At 47.3% G+C, this 17,274-nt stretch carries 20 protein-coding genes; all 20 read left to right on the forward strand.

Annotated features, from left to right (window positions below; all coding sequences use genetic code 11):
* The 20 genes from ACR6HW_RS00215 (at position 1) to ACR6HW_RS00310 (ending at position 17,231) form a co-directional block, all read left to right on the forward strand.
* The gene (locus ACR6HW_RS00215; protein WP_455729157.1) at positions 1-1,365 is read left to right on the forward strand and encodes an ethanolamine ammonia-lyase subunit EutB; all 1,365 of its coding nucleotides are present in this window, start codon (positions 1-3) and stop codon (positions 1,363-1,365) included.
* Between the two features lie 16 nt (positions 1,366-1,381).
* Positions 1,382-2,266 (forward strand): ethanolamine ammonia-lyase subunit EutC, encoded by an 885-nt coding sequence (gene eutC, locus ACR6HW_RS00220; protein ID WP_455729158.1) that lies wholly within the window; start codon positions 1,382-1,384, stop codon positions 2,264-2,266.
* A 9-nt stretch (positions 2,267-2,275) separates the two neighbouring features.
* Complete coding sequence (eutL, locus tag ACR6HW_RS00225; RefSeq protein WP_455729159.1) at positions 2,276-2,929, forward strand: ethanolamine utilization microcompartment protein EutL; 654 nt, start codon at positions 2,276-2,278, stop codon at positions 2,927-2,929.
* 9 nt (positions 2,930-2,938) lie between these two features.
* A complete protein-coding gene (locus tag ACR6HW_RS00230; protein ID WP_455729160.1) occupies positions 2,939-3,544 on the forward strand; it encodes a BMC domain-containing protein in 606 nt (201 codons plus the stop codon).
* Positions 3,545-3,546: 2 nt separating this feature from the next.
* The gene (locus ACR6HW_RS00235) at positions 3,547-5,001 is read left to right on the forward strand and encodes an acetaldehyde dehydrogenase (acetylating) (RefSeq protein ID WP_455729161.1); all 1,455 of its coding nucleotides are present in this window, start codon (positions 3,547-3,549) and stop codon (positions 4,999-5,001) included.
* Positions 5,002-5,018: 17 nt separating this feature from the next.
* Positions 5,019-5,309, forward strand: coding sequence for a BMC domain-containing protein (locus tag ACR6HW_RS00240; protein WP_455729162.1), 291 nt, complete (start codon positions 5,019-5,021; stop codon positions 5,307-5,309).
* A gap of 109 nt (positions 5,310-5,418) precedes the next feature.
* Positions 5,419-6,216 (forward strand): ATP-binding protein, encoded by a 798-nt coding sequence (locus ACR6HW_RS00245; RefSeq protein WP_455729163.1) that lies wholly within the window; start codon positions 5,419-5,421, stop codon positions 6,214-6,216.
* Complete coding sequence (gene pduL / locus ACR6HW_RS00250) at positions 6,209-6,832, forward strand: phosphate propanoyltransferase (protein WP_455729164.1); 624 nt, start codon at positions 6,209-6,211, stop codon at positions 6,830-6,832. The genes ACR6HW_RS00245 and pduL overlap by 8 nt, the downstream gene beginning before the upstream one ends.
* Positions 6,833-6,877: 45 nt before the next feature.
* A complete protein-coding gene (locus ACR6HW_RS00255) occupies positions 6,878-7,447 on the forward strand; it encodes a hypothetical protein (protein WP_455729165.1) in 570 nt (189 codons plus the stop codon).
* A gap of 4 nt (positions 7,448-7,451) precedes the next feature.
* Positions 7,452-7,733 (forward strand): EutN/CcmL family microcompartment protein, encoded by a 282-nt coding sequence (locus ACR6HW_RS00260; RefSeq protein WP_455729166.1) that lies wholly within the window; start codon positions 7,452-7,454, stop codon positions 7,731-7,733.
* An 8-nt stretch (positions 7,734-7,741) separates the two neighbouring features.
* Positions 7,742-9,067, forward strand: a complete 1,326-nt coding sequence (locus ACR6HW_RS00265; protein ID WP_455729167.1) for a 4Fe-4S dicluster domain-containing protein — start codon at positions 7,742-7,744, stop codon at positions 9,065-9,067.
* A gap of 10 nt (positions 9,068-9,077) precedes the next feature.
* On the forward strand, positions 9,078-9,626 hold the full coding sequence (locus ACR6HW_RS00270) for a BMC domain-containing protein (protein ID WP_455729168.1): 549 nt from the start codon (positions 9,078-9,080) through the stop codon (positions 9,624-9,626).
* 6 nt (positions 9,627-9,632) lie between these two features.
* Positions 9,633-9,908 (forward strand): hypothetical protein, encoded by a 276-nt coding sequence (locus ACR6HW_RS00275; RefSeq protein WP_455729169.1) that lies wholly within the window; start codon positions 9,633-9,635, stop codon positions 9,906-9,908.
* A gap of 17 nt (positions 9,909-9,925) precedes the next feature.
* Positions 9,926-11,020, forward strand: a complete 1,095-nt coding sequence (gene eutH, locus ACR6HW_RS00280) for an ethanolamine utilization protein EutH (RefSeq protein WP_455729170.1) — start codon at positions 9,926-9,928, stop codon at positions 11,018-11,020.
* Positions 11,021-11,043: 23 nt separating this feature from the next.
* A complete protein-coding gene (locus ACR6HW_RS00285) occupies positions 11,044-11,493 on the forward strand; it encodes a cupin domain-containing protein (RefSeq protein WP_455729171.1) in 450 nt (149 codons plus the stop codon).
* A 14-nt stretch (positions 11,494-11,507) separates the two neighbouring features.
* A complete protein-coding gene (locus ACR6HW_RS00290) occupies positions 11,508-12,656 on the forward strand; it encodes a 1-propanol dehydrogenase PduQ (protein WP_455729172.1) in 1,149 nt (382 codons plus the stop codon).
* Between the two features lie 408 nt (positions 12,657-13,064).
* Entirely contained in the window at positions 13,065-14,444 is a 1,380-nt protein-coding gene (locus ACR6HW_RS00295) for a DEAD/DEAH box helicase (protein WP_455729173.1), read from the forward strand.
* Between the two features lie 275 nt (positions 14,445-14,719).
* Positions 14,720-15,109, forward strand: a complete 390-nt coding sequence (locus ACR6HW_RS00300) for a hypothetical protein (protein WP_455729174.1) — start codon at positions 14,720-14,722, stop codon at positions 15,107-15,109.
* Between the two features lie 63 nt (positions 15,110-15,172).
* Complete coding sequence (locus tag ACR6HW_RS00305) at positions 15,173-15,625, forward strand: GAF domain-containing protein (protein ID WP_455729175.1); 453 nt, start codon at positions 15,173-15,175, stop codon at positions 15,623-15,625.
* Positions 15,612-17,231 carry a thiamine pyrophosphate-binding protein gene (locus tag ACR6HW_RS00310; RefSeq protein ID WP_455729176.1) on the forward strand — a complete coding sequence of 540 codons (1,620 nt, stop codon included), beginning with the start codon at positions 15,612-15,614 and terminating at the stop codon, positions 17,229-17,231. The genes ACR6HW_RS00305 and ACR6HW_RS00310 overlap by 14 nt, the downstream gene beginning before the upstream one ends.
* Positions 17,232-17,274 lie beyond the last annotated feature (43 nt).

Raw genomic sequence — 17,274 nt, forward strand, 5'->3', positions numbered from 1 at the left:
ATGAGACTTAAGACTTCACTATTTGGACAAGTTTACTCGTTCAACAGCGTGAAAGAAGTATTGGCAAAAGCCAATGAAGAAAAGTCTGGTGATCGTTTAGCTGGTGTAGCGGCAGAAACGGTAACAGAACGTATTGCGGCTAAAGAAGTACTTAGCCACTTAACACTTGAGGACATCTACAACAACCCTGTAGTGCCTTATGAAGAAGATGAAGTAACGCGTATCATCTACGATGACCTCAACATGAGCATCTATGGTGAAATGAAGCACTGGACCATTTCACAACTCAGAGAGTGGATTTTAGACGAAGAGACAACAGGCGACATGATAAAAAGAGCCTCTAGAGGTTTAACTTCTGAGATGGTTGCCGCTGTCACTAAGTTGATGAGCAACATGGACCTCGTACTCGGGGCACAGAAGATTGTTATTACAGCACACTGTAACACGACAATCGGTGAACCGGGCGTCCTCGCATTTAGACTTCAACCTAACCATACAACAGACAACCTCGACGGTATCATGGTGTCGTTGATGGAAGGCTTAACATATGGCGCAGGCGATGCCGTACTCGGCCTCAACCCTGTTGTCGATACAGTTGAAAGCGTCGGCAACGTCTTGAAGATGTTCGACGAGTTCAAACGCAAGTGGGAGATTCCAACTCAAACATGCGTTCTCGCACACGTTACAACACAAATGGAAGCTATCAAAAAAGGCGCGCCTTCAGATTTGATTTTCCAATCTATTGCAGGTTCTGAAAAAGGAAACGAAGCCTTTGGTTTAAGTGTTAAGACATTAGAAGAAGCACAAGAATTGATGATGAGACACGGTACAGGTACTGGTCCAAACGTCTTCTACTTTGAAACAGGACAGGGTTCTGAACTTTCAAGTGACGCGCACCACGGTGCAGACCAAGTGACAATGGAAGCGAGATGCTACGGCCTCGCAAGACACTTTAAACCGTTCCTCGTCAACACAGTTGTCGGCTTTATCGGTCCTGAGTACCTCTACGACAGTCAGCAAGTCACACGCGCCGGTCTTGAAGACCACTTCATGGGCAAACTTTCAGGTATTCCTATGGGCGTTGATGCTTGCTACACCAACCACATGAAAGCAGACCAAAACGACATTGAGAACTTAGCGGTTCTTCTTGCAACTGCCGGCTGTAACTACTTCATGGCGATCCCTGCAGGCGACGACATCATGCTGAACTACCAGTGTACAGGTTACCATGAAGCGCGTTCGCTCAGAGCGATTTCTGGTAAGAAGCCGATTAAAGAATTTGAAGCTTGGCTTGAAAAAATGGGCTTCATTAAAGACGGCAAATTAACAGAGCGTGCAGGCGATGCATCTGTATTTATGAAGTAGAGAGGAGGTGTCTAGTATGAATGAAAATCAACTGAAGTCTATAATTGAAGAAGTTTTAAAAGAGCTTGGCTCAAATGAAAAAGCCCCTGCGGCAAGTGCTGTAGCGGCAGCAGTAGAAAAAGTCAACGTGGAAGAAACTTACGATGGCAAGAGCATTACCGATTACGAGATGGAAGACTATCTTGCAGTTCCAAATCCTGAAAATCCGGATGCTTACAAAAACTACAAGAAATCGACACCGGCGCGTGTTGGTATCTGGAGAGCTGGTCCGAGATATACCACAGATGCAATGCTCAGATTTAGAGCAGACCATGCCGTCGCTCAAGACGCTGTTTTCACAGACGTACCAGACGAGTTTATCGAGTCAAAAGGTTGGCCGAAACTTCAAACGGTTATTCAAGATAAAGACGAGTATTTAACACGCCCTGACCGCGGCAGAATCTTAGATGAGGCATCTGTTGCCAAGTTGAAAGAGTTGACGCCAAAAGCGCCAAAAGTACAAGTTTATATTTCTGATGGTCTGTCTTCAACAGCTGTTGAAACCAATGCTTACGATGCGTTTAAAGCCATTGAAATGGGCCTTAAAAACCACGGCATTGAAGTCGGCGCACCTTTCTTCGTGAAGTATGGTCGCGTGCCTTGTATGGACCATGTTTCAGAAGTGACAGGCGCAGAAGTTACAGCGGTTCTCATCGGTGAAAGACCTGGTCTTGCAACAGGTGAGTCTATGAGCTGTTATATGATATACAAAGGTAAAGTCGGTAACGCAGAATCACTTAGAACCGTTATCAGTAACATTCACAAAAACGGTACGCCAGCCGTTGAAGCCGGAGCACACATCGCAGATATCATCAAACGTATTTTAGATGAAAAGAAAAGTGGCGTCGATTTAAAATTATAGGAGGCAGTCATGAGATACGATCCATTGAAGGTCAGTGTATTAAGTGTCAAATTAATACCAAATGTAGACGAAGGTATGCGCAAGCACCTAGGACTTCCAGACAGTCACCGAGCAGTCGGCATGATTACAACAGATTGTGATGACGTCGGCTACACGGCACTCGATGAAGCGACAAAAAAAGCCGATGTTAAAGTGGCTTATGCAAAGTCATTTTACGGTGGTGCAGCTAATGCCAATACCAAACTCGCCGGTGAGTTTATCGGTATTCTTTCAGGTCCGAGCCCGGCAGAAGTAAAAAGCGGTCTAAACGCAGCTATCGATTTCATTGAAAACGATGCGTGCTTCTACAGTGCAAACGACGATGATTCTATTGCGTACTATGCGCACTGTGTTTCAAGAACAGGGTCTTACCTTTCTGAAGTTGCAGGCATTAAAGAAGGCGAGGCAATCGCTTACCTGATCGCACCGCCGATTGAAGCGATGTACGCTTTAGACGCGGCGCTTAAAGCGGCTGATGTTGAACTCGTAGCGTTTTACGGCCCACCATCAGAAACCAACTTTGGCGGCGGTCTTTTAACGGGCTCTCAATCTGCTTGTAAGGCAGCTTGTGATGCGTTTGCAGACGCTGTTATTCAAGTTGCAGACAACCCAGTGAAATACTAGGTGCCGCTTATGGGGAAATCTATTGGACTTATAGAAACCCATGGCATGGTGGCAGCTTACGAAGGTGTCGATGCGGCACTTAAGGCAGCTGCAGTCACTTTAGTATCTAAAGAACTTGCCACAGGCGGTCTCGTGACCATGACCTTTGAAGGCGATGTCAGCTCGGTTAGAGCAGCAGTAGACGCAGGCGTTGCCGCTGTGAAGAGACTGAACCGTCCGGTAACGGGCCATGTTATAGCTAGGCTGGCTGATGGCTTAGAAGACATCATAAGTGGGGATTCTGTAGAAAGTGTCCCAGAGCGCGTTGAAACGCTTACGAAAACAACCGAAGCGATTGAGCCGGAAGCAGAAATAGTCGTAGAAGTCGAGGCCTCCGTTGAACCGGAGCAAACAGTAGAAGTAGATAAAATTCTAGAAAATGGTGAAGCCATTACTTTTAACGGCAAAACGTACTCGGTATTTAAAAAGGGCGGTATCGACCGATTAAAAGTCGTCCAGTTGAGACAACTGGCAAGAGAATTAAGGATAGATAGCATGGACAGAAGCAAAATTAAGTTCGCCAACAAAACAGAACTGATAAGTGCTATTAGGAAACACATGAGAGGAGGCGAATAGCGTTGACATTAGTAGATAAAGATTTGGCATCGATACAGGAAGTGAGACATCTTGTACACGACGCTAAAGTTGCACAAAAGGATTACGCTAGATTAACTCAAAACCAAATTGACGCTGTCGTAGAACAACTGTACAAAGCGGCATTTGCACACGCAGAACGGTTGGCCAAACTCGCCAATGAAGAAACCGGTTTCGGTAAGTGGCAAGATAAAATGGCTAAAAACGTTCTCGCAAGCGAAGCGCTTTGGGCATCGATGAAAGACGTTAAAACCGTTGGTATTTTAGAAGAAGATACAGTAAAAAAAGTGGTAAAAATCGGCGTGCCGATGGGCGTGGTCGCAGGTCTTATCCCGTCGACAAACCCGACATCTACCGTTATTTACAAGTCGCTGATTTCGTTAAAAGCGGGGAACAGTATTGTTTTCAGCCCACACCCATCAGCACTTAAGTGTATCACTGAGACGGTTAATGTACTGAAAGACGCGCTGGAAAATGCCGGCGTATCGAGAAACCTCATCGGTTGCATCAGCTTGCCGACAATGGAAGCAACTAGCGCACTGATGAAACACGACGACGTCAATATGATTATCGCAACAGGCGGATCCGCTATGGTAAAGGCGGCGTACAGCTCGGGAACACCTGCGCTTGGCGTCGGTCCGGGCAACGTACCGGCCTTTATCGAAAGAAGTGCCGATATCGAAGATGCTGTTGAAAAAATCTTTAGATCTAAAGGCTTTGACAACGGTACAGTCTGTGCTTCTGAACAGGCGATTGTTACAGAAGCGTGTGTAGAAGCACGTGTTAGAGAAGAAGTTGCAAAGCGCGGCGGGCACTTCCTGAGAGGCGAGGCACTTGAAAAAGTGAAGCGCGTGATGGAAAGACCAAATGGCGGCATGAACCCTGCAATTGTAGGGCGTTCAGCAGAGTATATCGCAAAGCTTGCGGGCATTGAGATACCTGCCGGAACGACACTGCTTCTCAGCGACGAGCCAGGCGTCGGCAGAAACTTCCCATTCTCAAAAGAGAAGTTGACACAGCTCATGGGCTTTTACGTTGTCAGCGATTGGGAAGAAGGCTGTCAGCTTTGCTACAAGTTGCTTGAAAACGGCGGTTTAGGTCATACGCTCTCAATCCACTCAAACAACGAAGCGATTATCAGAGAGTTTGCACTTAAAAAGCCCGTGTCTAGATTTTTAGTGAACACGCCGTCGACACACGGCGCCGTCGGATTGAGCACCGGTCTTGCACCGTCGTTCACACTCGGCTGCGGTACAGTGGGTGGCAGTGCCACAAGTGACAATGTAACGCCTCTCCACTTGATCAATACAAGATGGATGGCTTACGGTCTTGAAGAAAAGAAAACGCAACAAGCTTGTCAAAACACTTCAGAAGAAGCGGTTGACATCGAAAAAATTTGTGAAATGGTTGTAAACCAACTTAAAAATTTAAACGTATAAATTAGGAGGATTATCTTATGGCAACTTTAAATGCACTTGGAATGATTGAAACTAAAGGTTTAGTAGGCGCTATCGAAGCAGCAGACGCTATGGTTAAAGCGGCAAACGTCGTATTACTCGGTAAAGAAAAATCAGGCGGCGGTCTTGTAACTGTTCTCGTTAGAGGTGATGTAGGCGCTGTTAAAGCAGCTACTGATGCCGGTGCAGCTGCAGCTGAAAGAGTGGGCGAGCTTATTTCTGTTCACGTTATCCCACGTCCACACAACGAAGTGGAAGTTATTTTACCAAAAGGTAACGTTGCTGAGTAATCGGTAAACTGTGTAGGAAAGGCTGGGCGTCCTTTGACGCTTAGCCTCAACTCAAGATGTCACTCGATGCGTGTGCGTCGGGAGGACGGAAGAAGGAAGGCGTCATACGATGAGTTTAATTACTGAGGCGTCATTACGAGAGCAGTTTAAAAAAAATCCAGACTTCGTACCTGAGATGACGTCAAAGGACATCATCACCCCTTCGGCGCGGCAGTTTTTACGTGAGAAGGGCATTGAGATCAGCGTCGATAGAGCGCCGAAGAAAGAGGCGACACCGAAAGTTGAAGCTCAAAAGTCCGAGACAAAAGTGGTGGAAAATCACTACAAGCCGTTTGAGACGCTCGAAGGTCAGTTTAAGCCTAAATTCGTGTCGAATTACGATGGGGGCTTCTACGAAGTCAAGCCGGAGTACATGACGCATTTAAAGGGCAATCGTCTGGTTTTTAAAGACGATCAGCGTATTGTTTTTAGAGGTAAGGTCGACAGCCTACAAAGCTTGATATTAGAAATTCAATGGCAGTTAAAAGAGTCGCCTCACAAAGGCCTGATCGAAGACATCGGTGCATTACTCGATGTGTCGAGAAACTTGCTGAGAGCAGAAGTGTTAGAAGAACCTTATCAAATAGGCACCCTTTTTGGACTCGACGATGCCGCTTTGCGCGCGCATTCACACGATCCTAAAACGCACTACGGCGTCGCACATTTCTTGCCAAATGTTGAAATGGGCTATGAAGTCGTCCTCCTCAACAAATTGAGAACGGCTGTTCGCGAGCTCGAATTAACAGCAATGGCAACTTTTAGACAGGGCGCTGTTGTCACCAGAGAAGACCTCGTAAGAGTCCTCAACCGGATGAGCAGTGCAGTGTATATCTTAATGTGTAGAATTAGAGGGAATTACTATGGATAAGTCGATTATAGAAACAATAGTAGCAAAAGTACTGGAGCAGCTTAAATCGGAGAGCAGACGCTTTATGGTGGAGGCTTCAGGTAGACATGTGCACCTCAGCAAAGAAGATGCTATTGCACTCTTCGGCACAGCTGAGTTGACACCTGTGAAAGAACTGTCACAGCCCGGTCAGTACCTTTGCAAAGAAAAAGTGCGTGTCATCGGACCGAAGGGCGACTTTAAAGATGTTGCTGTACTCGGACCGGTAAGAGGCAAGACGCAAGTTGAAGTGTCGATGACTGATGCACGTGCGCTAGGCGTTAAGGCACCGGTTAGAGATTCAGGTGACACTGAAGGCGCACCAAGTGTGTGGATTCAAAGTGGTGACACGATGCTCGAAGCAAAAGCATCGACTATCGTCGCAAGACGTCACATTCATATGTCGGAAGACGACGCGGTGAAATACGGCGTGAAAAACGGCGATGAAGTCAATGTACGCGTGCACGGCTCGCGCAAGGTCACTTTTGAAGATGTACTGGTTCGCGTTAACCCACGCTATGCACTGAGCATGCACATCGATTACGATGAGGCCAATGCCGTTGGTCTGGGTAAAGATGCCTTTGGAGAAATCCTGTAAGGTGCAGCAGTAGAGCAAGACATTGTAACACTAAAGGAGGAAATCGTGAATCTAGAGATTGATGCGATTGTCAAAGAAGTGCTTTTTAGACTCGGTCATACAACCAAAACGCATGTCATACAAGGTATGACATATCCCGAGATTGACATTAAAGACTTTGGTTATACGCAGTGGATTGCATCTAGAGAGGCGCTCGAAAAAGGAATGATTTTATGGCTTCCCGGATTGACCGGTCCGCAAATGATGAGCGTGGCCGCCGGCATGCCGATAGATGAACTCAGTACGTGGTGTTTAGAGGCCCTTTTAAAGGGCGTCGAAGTGCATGTTAAAAAAGAGCGACTCGGATTTAATCCCGATGCGTGTGTGCCGTCACCACTTGTGAAAAAGCACGTCGAAGCTTTGGCGCTCCTCATGAACAGCGGCTTAAAAGTTGCTGAGGACGTCCAGCGCGGCACGGCGACAAAATATTACGACGGCAGCTTGCTCTGTGAAAAGGAAGTTTTGAACTGGAGCAGGGCGTCTGTTGAAGAAGTTGTTCTAAGTAAGCACACATTGCTAACCCCTGCTGCAATGGATGCCCTTAGAAGCGAAAAGATAAAATGGCGTAAGGAGTGATGGGATGTTTATAGGAAAAGTGATCGGAAATGTCTGGGCGACGCGAAAAGAACAGTCGCTCAATGGCCTTAAAATGTTGGTAATTAAACCCGTAAACCATCACGCCGGCGCGTCTAGACCGGAAGTTGTGGCAGCGGATGCCGTCGGCGCAGGCGTCGGCGACGTCGTGCTCGTGGCAACCGGAAGCTCTGCTCGCAGAGCACTTGATAGAAAAGACAGTTCGGTCGATGCCACTGTTGTAGGCATCGTGGACGAAGTTGAAGTCAATGCGCAATTAGACGATTAGGAGGACTCATGGCGTTTTTAGATACAGTTAAATCCTCAGGAGTTGTCGGTGCCGGCGGTGCCGGATTCCCGACACATGTCAAATTGAATGCACAGGCGGAGACTTTAATCATCAATGGTATTGAATGTGAACCCCTATTAGAGACGGACAAGTACTTGATGCGCCACGAAGCTGACGCACTGGTCAGCGGCGTTATGGCTATCGGAGAGGCCATTGGCGCAACGCGGAAAGTCATCGCCATTAAAGGTAAAAATAAAGAAGAAGTCAAGGCCGTTCAATCGGCTATAGAAAGAGCGGGCGCTGCAATCGAGGTTTTTGAAACCGGCAACTTCTACCCCGCAGGTGATGAGCAGATGCTCCTCAGAGAAGTGGCTGGCGTAACGTTGTTACCGGGACAGATCCCCCTTTCAGCGGGAATTGTCGTGACAAATGTCGCAACGGTCATCGACGTCGACAGACAAAACCCCGTGACGCATAGACTCGTAACGGTGACAGGCGCAGTTTCAAACCCTACCCTAATTCGCGTTCCTGTCGGAACACACCTCAAGGCTTGCATAGAGCTCGCCGGCGGTGCAACCGTTCCAAAATTCAAAGTGATACAAGGCGGCCCTATGATGGGAAAGCCTTGTGAAATGAGTGAAATTGAATCAAAAGTGATTACCAAGACCTCTGGTGGTTTGATTGTATTGCCTGAAGACCATGTGATTTTAACAAGACATGCGCTTTCGGTAGATCATATTATGAACCGAGCTGCCAGTGCTTGTATTCAGTGCAGAATGTGTACAGACCTCTGCCCGCGTTTTTTAAACGGACACCCACTTTACCCGCATAAAGTGATGCGTGCCGTGGCCGCAGGCGACAAAAGTGCCGATTCTTGCATGAGTGCGCTTCTGTGCTGTGAGTGTGGGGTCTGTGAACTCTACGCCTGTCCGATGGGGCTTTCGCCAAAAACCATCAACCAGCATGTAAAAGGCGCCTTTATGAAAGCCGGTGTCAAATGGCAGAACCCAGAAGGGCTGATTTGCGACGTCCATGAGATGAGAGACTATAGGAAAGTACCAACTGACCGCCTAATTAAACGTCTTAATCTTTCAGATTATGTGACGCATGGCCTGGAAACGGTCATTGCCTACGAGCCGGAAAGCGTTAAAGTGCCGTTAAAACAGCACATCGGTGCACCTGCCGTCCCCGTTGTAAAAGACGGAGATTTGGTGGAAATCGGTACGTTAATCGGCGCCATTCCGGAAGGCAGCTTAGGTGCCGCTGTTCACAGCAGCATCGCAGGCGTCGTTCGGTTAAATGGCGACAGCATAGAAATTGTGAAAGAAAGATAGTGGAGGGGTTATGATTAGAACATTAGGACTTATAGAACTGAACAGCATCGCAAAGGGCTACGATGTAGCAGACGCTATGTTAAAAGCAGCCGATGTGACACTGATAAAAGCCCACTCCATCTGTCCGGGCAAGTTCATTGCGATGGTTAGCGGCGATGTCGGTGCTGTTAAGGCTTCTGTCGAAGCAGGGCTTGAAATCGGCAGAGAGCACGTTGTAGACGAACTGGTGCTTCCGAATCTGCATCCCGGGATTATACCCGCTATCACCGGAACGACAGAGGTGACACCAGAGGATTCCCTCGGCGTACTCGAATTTTTTGCAGTGGCCAGTGCCATTGTTGCAGCGGACTACGCGGCGAAAGCAGCTGATGTCCAGCTAATTGAACTCAGACTCGGCTTCGCAGTCGGCGGCAAGGCATTTGTAACCTTAACAGGTGATGTCAGTGCCGTGACGGCGGCAATTGAAGCCGGCGCAGAGTCAGCGCTTAAAAACGGTCTATTAGTGAACAAGTCCATTATTCCTAGACCGCACAGAGCGTTGATGGATGTGATTTCCTAGAAAGGGGTGATTGCTATCGGAAAGATACTTGTAACGGTTAAAAATATCGCGTCTTACATGGAGGCGGGCTCGACGGATTTCGTCCTCAAAAAAGACATGATCCTCTCACCGGGTGCAAAAGATTATCTTAGAAATCGTAGCTACACCATATGTTACGAGGGGGACGTCAAAGTACCTCTTGAAAAGCAGATTACCAATCTTTTAATAAGAGACTATGGCTTGACCGATGCAAATCAAATCGCAACGGTAGTCAAAGCCGTCATTAAAAAGCTTAAGGGCTAAAATTTAGGAGGGGCTATATGAGTATTAATGATATTATTCTTTATATCATGGTTGTATTTATGGCGTTGGGTGCGCTTGACAAAATTATCGGTAATAAATTTGGAATGGGTGAAAAGTTTGAAGAAGGTATTATGGCAATGGGTGCACTTGCAGTGGCAATGGTGGGGGTTATCTCACTAGCACCAGTACTGGCCGATTTGTTAGCGCCGGTTGTCGTACCTGTTTACGAAGCACTTGGTGCTGACCCGTCGATGTTTGCGACGACGTTACTTGCAAATGACATGGGCGGTTACCCGTTGGCGATGGAACTTGCAAAGACACCAGAAGCAGGTCTATTTGCCGGATTAATTCTAGGCGCTATGATGGGGCCAACGATTGTCTTTACAATTCCTGTGGCACTGGGCATCATCGATAAAAACGATCACAAAGCCCTTGCTCAAGGTATCTTAGCAGGTCTTATCACGATTCCATTAGGTTGTTTTGCAGGTGGTTTAGCTGCAGGTTTCGACCTTTCTATGATCTTAGCTAATCTTGTACCAATCATCATCGTGTCATTAATTCTCGCAGTAGGTCTCGCAGTAATTCCTGAAAAAATGATCAACGGCTTCGTTTGGTTCGGTAAAGGTGTTGTCGCGGTTATCACATTTGCATTAGCGGCAATCATTATCGAAACATTGACAGGTCTTGTGATTATCCCTGGCATGGCGCCGATTTCAGAAGGTATCGAAATCGTCGGTTCTATTGCCATCGTACTGGCGGGTGCGTTCCCAATGGTACACTTCATTACAAAAGTATTCAGCAAGCCGCTTATGAAACTCGGTAAGCTTTTAGGTATGAACGACGTATCTGCAGCAGGTATGGTTGCAACGCTCGCAAACAACATTCCAATGTTCGGCTTAATGAAGGACATGGATGAAAGAGGTAAAGTTATCAACGTCGCTTTCGCTGTTAGTGCTTCGTTCATTTTAGGTGACCACTTAGGCTTTACTGCCGGTGTTGCCAAAGAGATGATTTTCCCTATGATCGTAGGTAAATTCGTCGGTGGTGTTACGGCTGTTGTCGTTGCGATTGTTTTCTTAAACCTTATCAAGAAAAAAAGCGCAAAAGCATAGGCCTTTCGTGAAAGGAGCTCGACATGCAAAATATTACGCATCAAATGATCGAAGAAATTGTTAAAAAAGTCGTTGCAGAGCAAATGGGCTCTGCAGTTGACCAAAACAGACACGTGGATCCAAGTGGCGTTATCAGTGTTAAAGCCGGCAACATCGTTGCCGAGCCTTTTGACACAGGCAAAGCAGGAGATAAAGTAGGGTTAACAGATCTGTTTTCACTAGGAGAGAGTCCTAGACTCGGCGCCGGTATGATGGAGCTGGATCACACGACTTTCGACTGGACGCTCAACTACGATGAAGTGGATTACGTCATCGAAGGAACGCTTGAAATCATTATCGACGGTAGAAAAGTTGTCGGTCATGCAGGCGACGTCATTATGATTCCGAAGGGATCGACCATTCAATTTTCTACACCTGACTTCTGTCGTTTCTTATATGTTGTATACCCTGCAAACTGGGCAGAACAAGCTTAGACTGGAGGCATAGTATGCACACTTTCGCAATGAAAACCAAGATTTTATCAGGAGACGGTAGCCTTGACTTTGTCAAATCGCTCAAGGCCGACAGTGTATGTGTCGTCACAGATGTGACGATGAGAAAAATCGGCGTCGTGGACGAAGTAACTCGCGTGCTAGAAGAGGCCGGTATCCCTTACCGTCTCTTTGACAGTGTCGAGGCAAACCCTAGCCTTGAAACAGTACAAAAGGGACTTCACCACATTATAGAAAACAAACCGGAAGCGTTAATCGCTGTGGGTGGGGGCTCTGTTATTGATGCAGCCAAAGCCATTATGTACTTCTGCATCAAGACAAAAGAGGAACTCGTCCATAAAACAGAGATTCATAAACCCCTGTTTATAGCCATACCGACGACAAGTGGTACGGGCTCTGAAGTAACTTCGTTCTCTGTTATAACGGACCATCAAACCCATACGAAAATCCCGCTTACAGATGAGTTAATGCTACCGGATGTGGCGATTTTAGACGCGCGCTTTACCCTGAGTGTGCCGCCGTTCGTCACTGCCGATACGGGCATGGACGTTATCACACACGCACTTGAAGCGTATGTGGCAACAAGTGCCAACCCGTTCTCAGATGTCTACGCAGAAAAGGCACTGGACCACGCATTTAGAAGTCTTTTAAAGGCGTTTGAATCCGGTGATGATATCGTTGCAAGACAGAGCATGCACGACGCTTCGTGTATGGCGGGCATCGCCTTTACCAACGCAGGATTGGGCATCAACCACAGTTTAGCCCATGTGATTGGCGGGCGCTTTAGAATCAGTCATGGCCGTGCCAATGCGATTCTTCTGCCACATGTTATCGCCTACAACGCCGGCGTTTTAGACGGCTGTGAAGACACTTACGGCGAGCGTTACGACGCAGTTGCAATACGACTTGGCTTAAATATGCCGACGAGAAAGGCACGTGTGCTTGCGCTTATTGAGCTGATCAAACGTTACAATGAGAAGCTTGAGATACCCTCTACATTCAAAGCATTTGGTTTAGCGGAGGAAACATATATGAACGGTCTCGAAGAAATGGCGACCATCGCCCTTTCCGACGTGTGTACCGGATCAAATCCTCGTCGAGCGACGCGTGAAGCGCTTGTTCAAATTCTAAAGAGTGCTTATTAAAAAGCTGTCTCTTTTACAGCGCGTTTAATTTATCAAACGTCACGCCACGCCATGGCGAGGTCGACCCCCATTTCTGATGAAGTGGGGGTTGTTTTATTTAACAACATTAGTAAGCAAGCGTTGAGCCCAAAGGCTTCTCGCGAATGTTCAACGCGAGAAGTCATCAGCGAAAGGCGTTTTGGTGCGCTGAAAGCGAACCAAATGTTGCCAGCAAGCAAGTATTTTCTGCGGTTTGTATGCAAGAAGGCGAACGACAGTTGACAGAGTGGCTACAACTGTATAGTGTAAGGATATGGCTTGTTAAAAATAGCGTTATGCCGGTTAAGAAGTTTTAATTTACATAGGCTGTTTTAATCTCATGACTTTTGTACTATAATAGTAGGAGTGACTATAGGATTGGAGACAAATATGAGTTTGAGTTTTGAATCATTTAATTTAAGAGCCGAGTTATTAAAGGCGATAGAAAAAATGGGGTATACGAGCCCGACAACGGTTCAGGCGGAGGCGATCCCAATTGTACTGGGCGGTCGCGATGTCATCGTTAAGTCCAAGACGGGCAGTGGCAAGACGGCTGCTTTTGGAATACCGCTGTTAAACAGGCTGACGGGGGAAAGTGGTCAAAAACCACGAGCACTTATTATTACACCTACGCGGGAACTCGCTGTACAAGTCGATGGTGAGCTCGGGAAACTGTCGCAGTGTTTGCCGTATAAAACGACGGCAGTGTACGGACAGCACAATATTAATAAAGAGTACGAGGTGCTCCAAAAAGGTGTGGACATCGTAAGCGGTACTCCGGGACGCGTTATCGACCACATCAAGACGGGGAACCTTCTAACGGAAGAAATCGAATATTTTTGCATTGATGAAGCCGATAAAATGCTGGATATGGGCTTTATCGATCAAGTGGTAACGATTATTGAAGCGTTGCCTAAAAAGCGTATGACTTTGCTGTTTTCAGCGACAATGCCTTTAGAGATTCAGCACATTTGCAAGCAGTATATGAACGCTCCTGAGACCATAGCTATCGCGTCTGAAACAGAGACTGTGGATGCCATTGAGCAAATATACCACCGCGTGGAAAGAGATGAAAAACGCACCCAGTTAAAGCGCGTTTTGTCGGCTGAAAAGCCACGCAGCTGTATGGTGTTTTGTAACACGCGCTACGCTGTGGATCGGGTATGTGAAGATTTAAAGCGAAGAGGGTATGCAGCGGCACCGCTCCACGGCGCGATTTCGCAATCGAAGCGCCTTCACACCATCAACGATTTTAAAAAAGACAAATTTTCTGTTTTGGTAGCAACTGATGTTGCGGCGCGCGGTATTCATGTAGATGACTTGGCGCTTGTAGTCAATTACGATGTTCCGGTGGAAAAAGACAGTTATGTCCACCGTATAGGCCGTACAGGTAGAGCCGGTAGTGGGGGAAAAGCCATAACTTTAGTTACTAAGGATGATTTGATGTCTCTTTACGAGATTGAAGAACATATTGGCGTTCTAATTGAAGAAGTGGCCCTACCGAAGCCAAAGGCAAAACCGAGACCTACGTCTCATCAAGTCGGCAACAAAACCGCCAAGCAACCGAAAGCGTCCGGCGACATCAAGCGACAGCCCAAACAGAAGCCTAAACACAAGCAACAGAGAGAAGCGACGCCGGCTGTTTCAAACTTTAAGCCTCAACGAGTTGTCACAGTAGATCCCTCTGCGCCTGTTGCTGAGACGAAGGCACCGGAAGTTGTTGTGGTTAAGCCGTGGTACAAGCGCCTCTTCAGCTGGATTAAAAAATAACATTATTGACTGGTGCTGAATTTTGCACCCTCATCAGTTTACAGAACACTAAAAGCAGAGCGCTCTCTGCTTTTTTCTTTTGCTCTAATATGACTTGCCTTTAAAGAGATGAAAGAGCCTATGGGGCATTGTTAATTAAATCTCACGAGACAGTACACTGGAGTCACTACCTGCAAGCTCCCACCTCAAAATATAGAAATATTGTGACATTTCAGAAAGTATGGGTACAATATTAGTGTGTCACTTGTATGTACAGAATGAGGAGGTATTGAAAAATGATCATTAAGCACCCTAAAGGAAAATATGAGCTCAAAGTAGATCAAAAGAGACGGATAGTCTACGAGAGTTTCGACGGCTTGCTCAAGCCAGAAGACATTAATCAAATGCACGACGATTACTTAAAGAAAATTTACCCGATGTTTAGAGGCAAGCAGTGGACAAAGTGCTCGGATTTGAGGAATTACCAGACGTCTCAAATTGTAGATGAATCGGACAAACACTTACACTGGTGCCACGACAACGGTATGGTGCCAGGCGCTATCTTGGTAGACAGTACCATTGTTAAATTTCAGATGAAACGCGTTTCAAAAGACAACGATTTAATGCCAACACCGTTTTCCAGTATGGAAGAGGCAGAAAACTGGCTGAAAGGACAAGGATTTTAATAAGGCTTTAAACCGACCTCTGAGGGGACTCAGGGGTTTTTTTGACTGATGAGGTGAAGAGTAATGTACGAAACCATAGAATCTGTATTCCACAAAATCGAACAGTTGGCACCCCTTGATGAAATCGCGTATCTCGCCATAGAAGGCGGCGAGCTGATTCCGGTCTATAAACGCGATACGACGGCGCTAACTAACGCAGATTGGCGGGCGTTTCACAGTGTATATCGATCTTTTATAAAGGACAGCCCCTTTCTTGAACGCATGGTTGCCACCGGCGAGCCGGCAATTATAGAAAATACCGATGCGCTGTCCCAGAAACCCATCGAGTTTCAAAAGCTCGATATTAAAAGCATCTACTTGTTTCCCGTTTATAGGGGAGAGGTGGTGGTGGGGGTGCTCGATATGGCGTATCGCTTGAGGACACATCGGCTTCCAAAGGAAGTGATAAGCGCCATTACGGCACTTGTGCAGCGCGAAGGCGCTTTACTGGAAGGAGGCGGTCATGAGAGTTTGTGATGCAATAACGGCGTACCTCAGCGCCAATGGTGTGACTTGTGCCTTTGGCTTGCCTACGGCTCAAATATCGGGGTTTAACGACGCGCTGAACGATTATCCGATAGAATATGTTGTTGTGAAAAATGAGGCAGCTGCCAGTTACAGTGCGGGGCGTTACGCAGAAGTCTCCGGTGCTTTAGGTGTCTGTATCATCGGTGGGTGCGTCGGTGTCAACAACGCCATCAACGGTATTGCCGATGCGCAGCGCAACAAGTTACCGGTGTTGGTTCTAAGCAGCGTCGTGTCCGAGGCGCTCCGTGGAAAAGGGGCCTTACAAGAGTTGGAAACGGTGCCCATTACGGCATCTATTACAAAGTGGTGTAAGACGGTAACTCCTGAAGATGATCCCGTCATGCTGTTAAAAGAGGCGCTTGTGGCAGCTTTGACACCGCCATTTGGGCCCGTCCATTTGTCGGTGCCTATAGACGTTCAAAAATCACTTTACACTGGTGCGTTGCCTGATCCTATAATACGCGAACATCTGTCTATCACAGGAGATGAGAAGGCACTGGAGGATGCTGCAAAACTGATGGCGACATCGCAGAGGGGGCTCGTCGTCGTCGGGCGAGGTGCTAAACCGTACGCCGATGCTGTGCGCCAGTTATGTGAGCATCTCGATTGGCCTTTGGTGACGACGCCCAATGCCAAAGGAACAATCGCATCAGATTACAAATACCACCTGGGGAACTACGGGTGGTGTACTGTGGAAGGCGCTTGCGACTACGTCGACACGGAGGCTATAGACACGGTGTTGGTATTGGGCTCTTCTTTGGGCCAAATGGCGACACGTGCGTACAACGAGGCGCTTGTGTCGGGACGAAAAGTCGTGCATATCGACTGGGATGAACAGGTGTTCAATCGTGTTTTTAAAGCCGATGTTGCCGTACGTTACCCATTGGAAGGCGCACTTGACAAACTTGTAGCACAGCTTCCTAAGCGCACTCAAACATTTTCTAAACCTGTGAACCAAGTGCCCTATACAGGCAACCACACGGGGTTGTCCCTCAAGCGGTTTTACGAAGTATTGAGTAATTACGTCCCCAAACGCACGTGTTTTATTCAAGATATGGGGGAACATATGAACTTTGCATTTAAGTACTTGACTTTAAAAGAGGGGATGGATTATGTAACAAGCATTCACTATGCTGCCATGGGGACGGCAATAGGCGGTGCAGTAGGGGCATACTATGCGGACAAATCCAGGCGCTATGTCGTTCTCGCCGGCGATGGCTCATTCTTTATGAACGGTTTAGAAGTGCTGACGGCTCGCGAGTACAACTGTCCCATAGTCTATATCGTCGTCAACAACAGCATGCTCGGTTTGGTGGAGCACGGCGGCGAATACGTTTACGGTAGAAGGCATAAGGGGCGAAACAGTTTTAAACGCGTCGACATTGCAAAGATGTGTGATGCCATGGGGATTTATGCGATTCAAATACGGTCGGAGGCCGACTTCTGCAAGTTAAATGACGCCTTTGATCAAGCTGGCGGCCCTGTTGTCGTCGAGGTCGTAACGGACGGTAGCGAGGTGCTGCTGGACACCGATCGATGGCAAAAACGCAAGTAAGTCTCGTTGTTCTGTCAAGCTGTGAAGGCGAGGTACTCAGCCA

The sequence above is a fragment of the Fusibacter sp. JL298sf-3 genome (assembly GCF_053842995.1).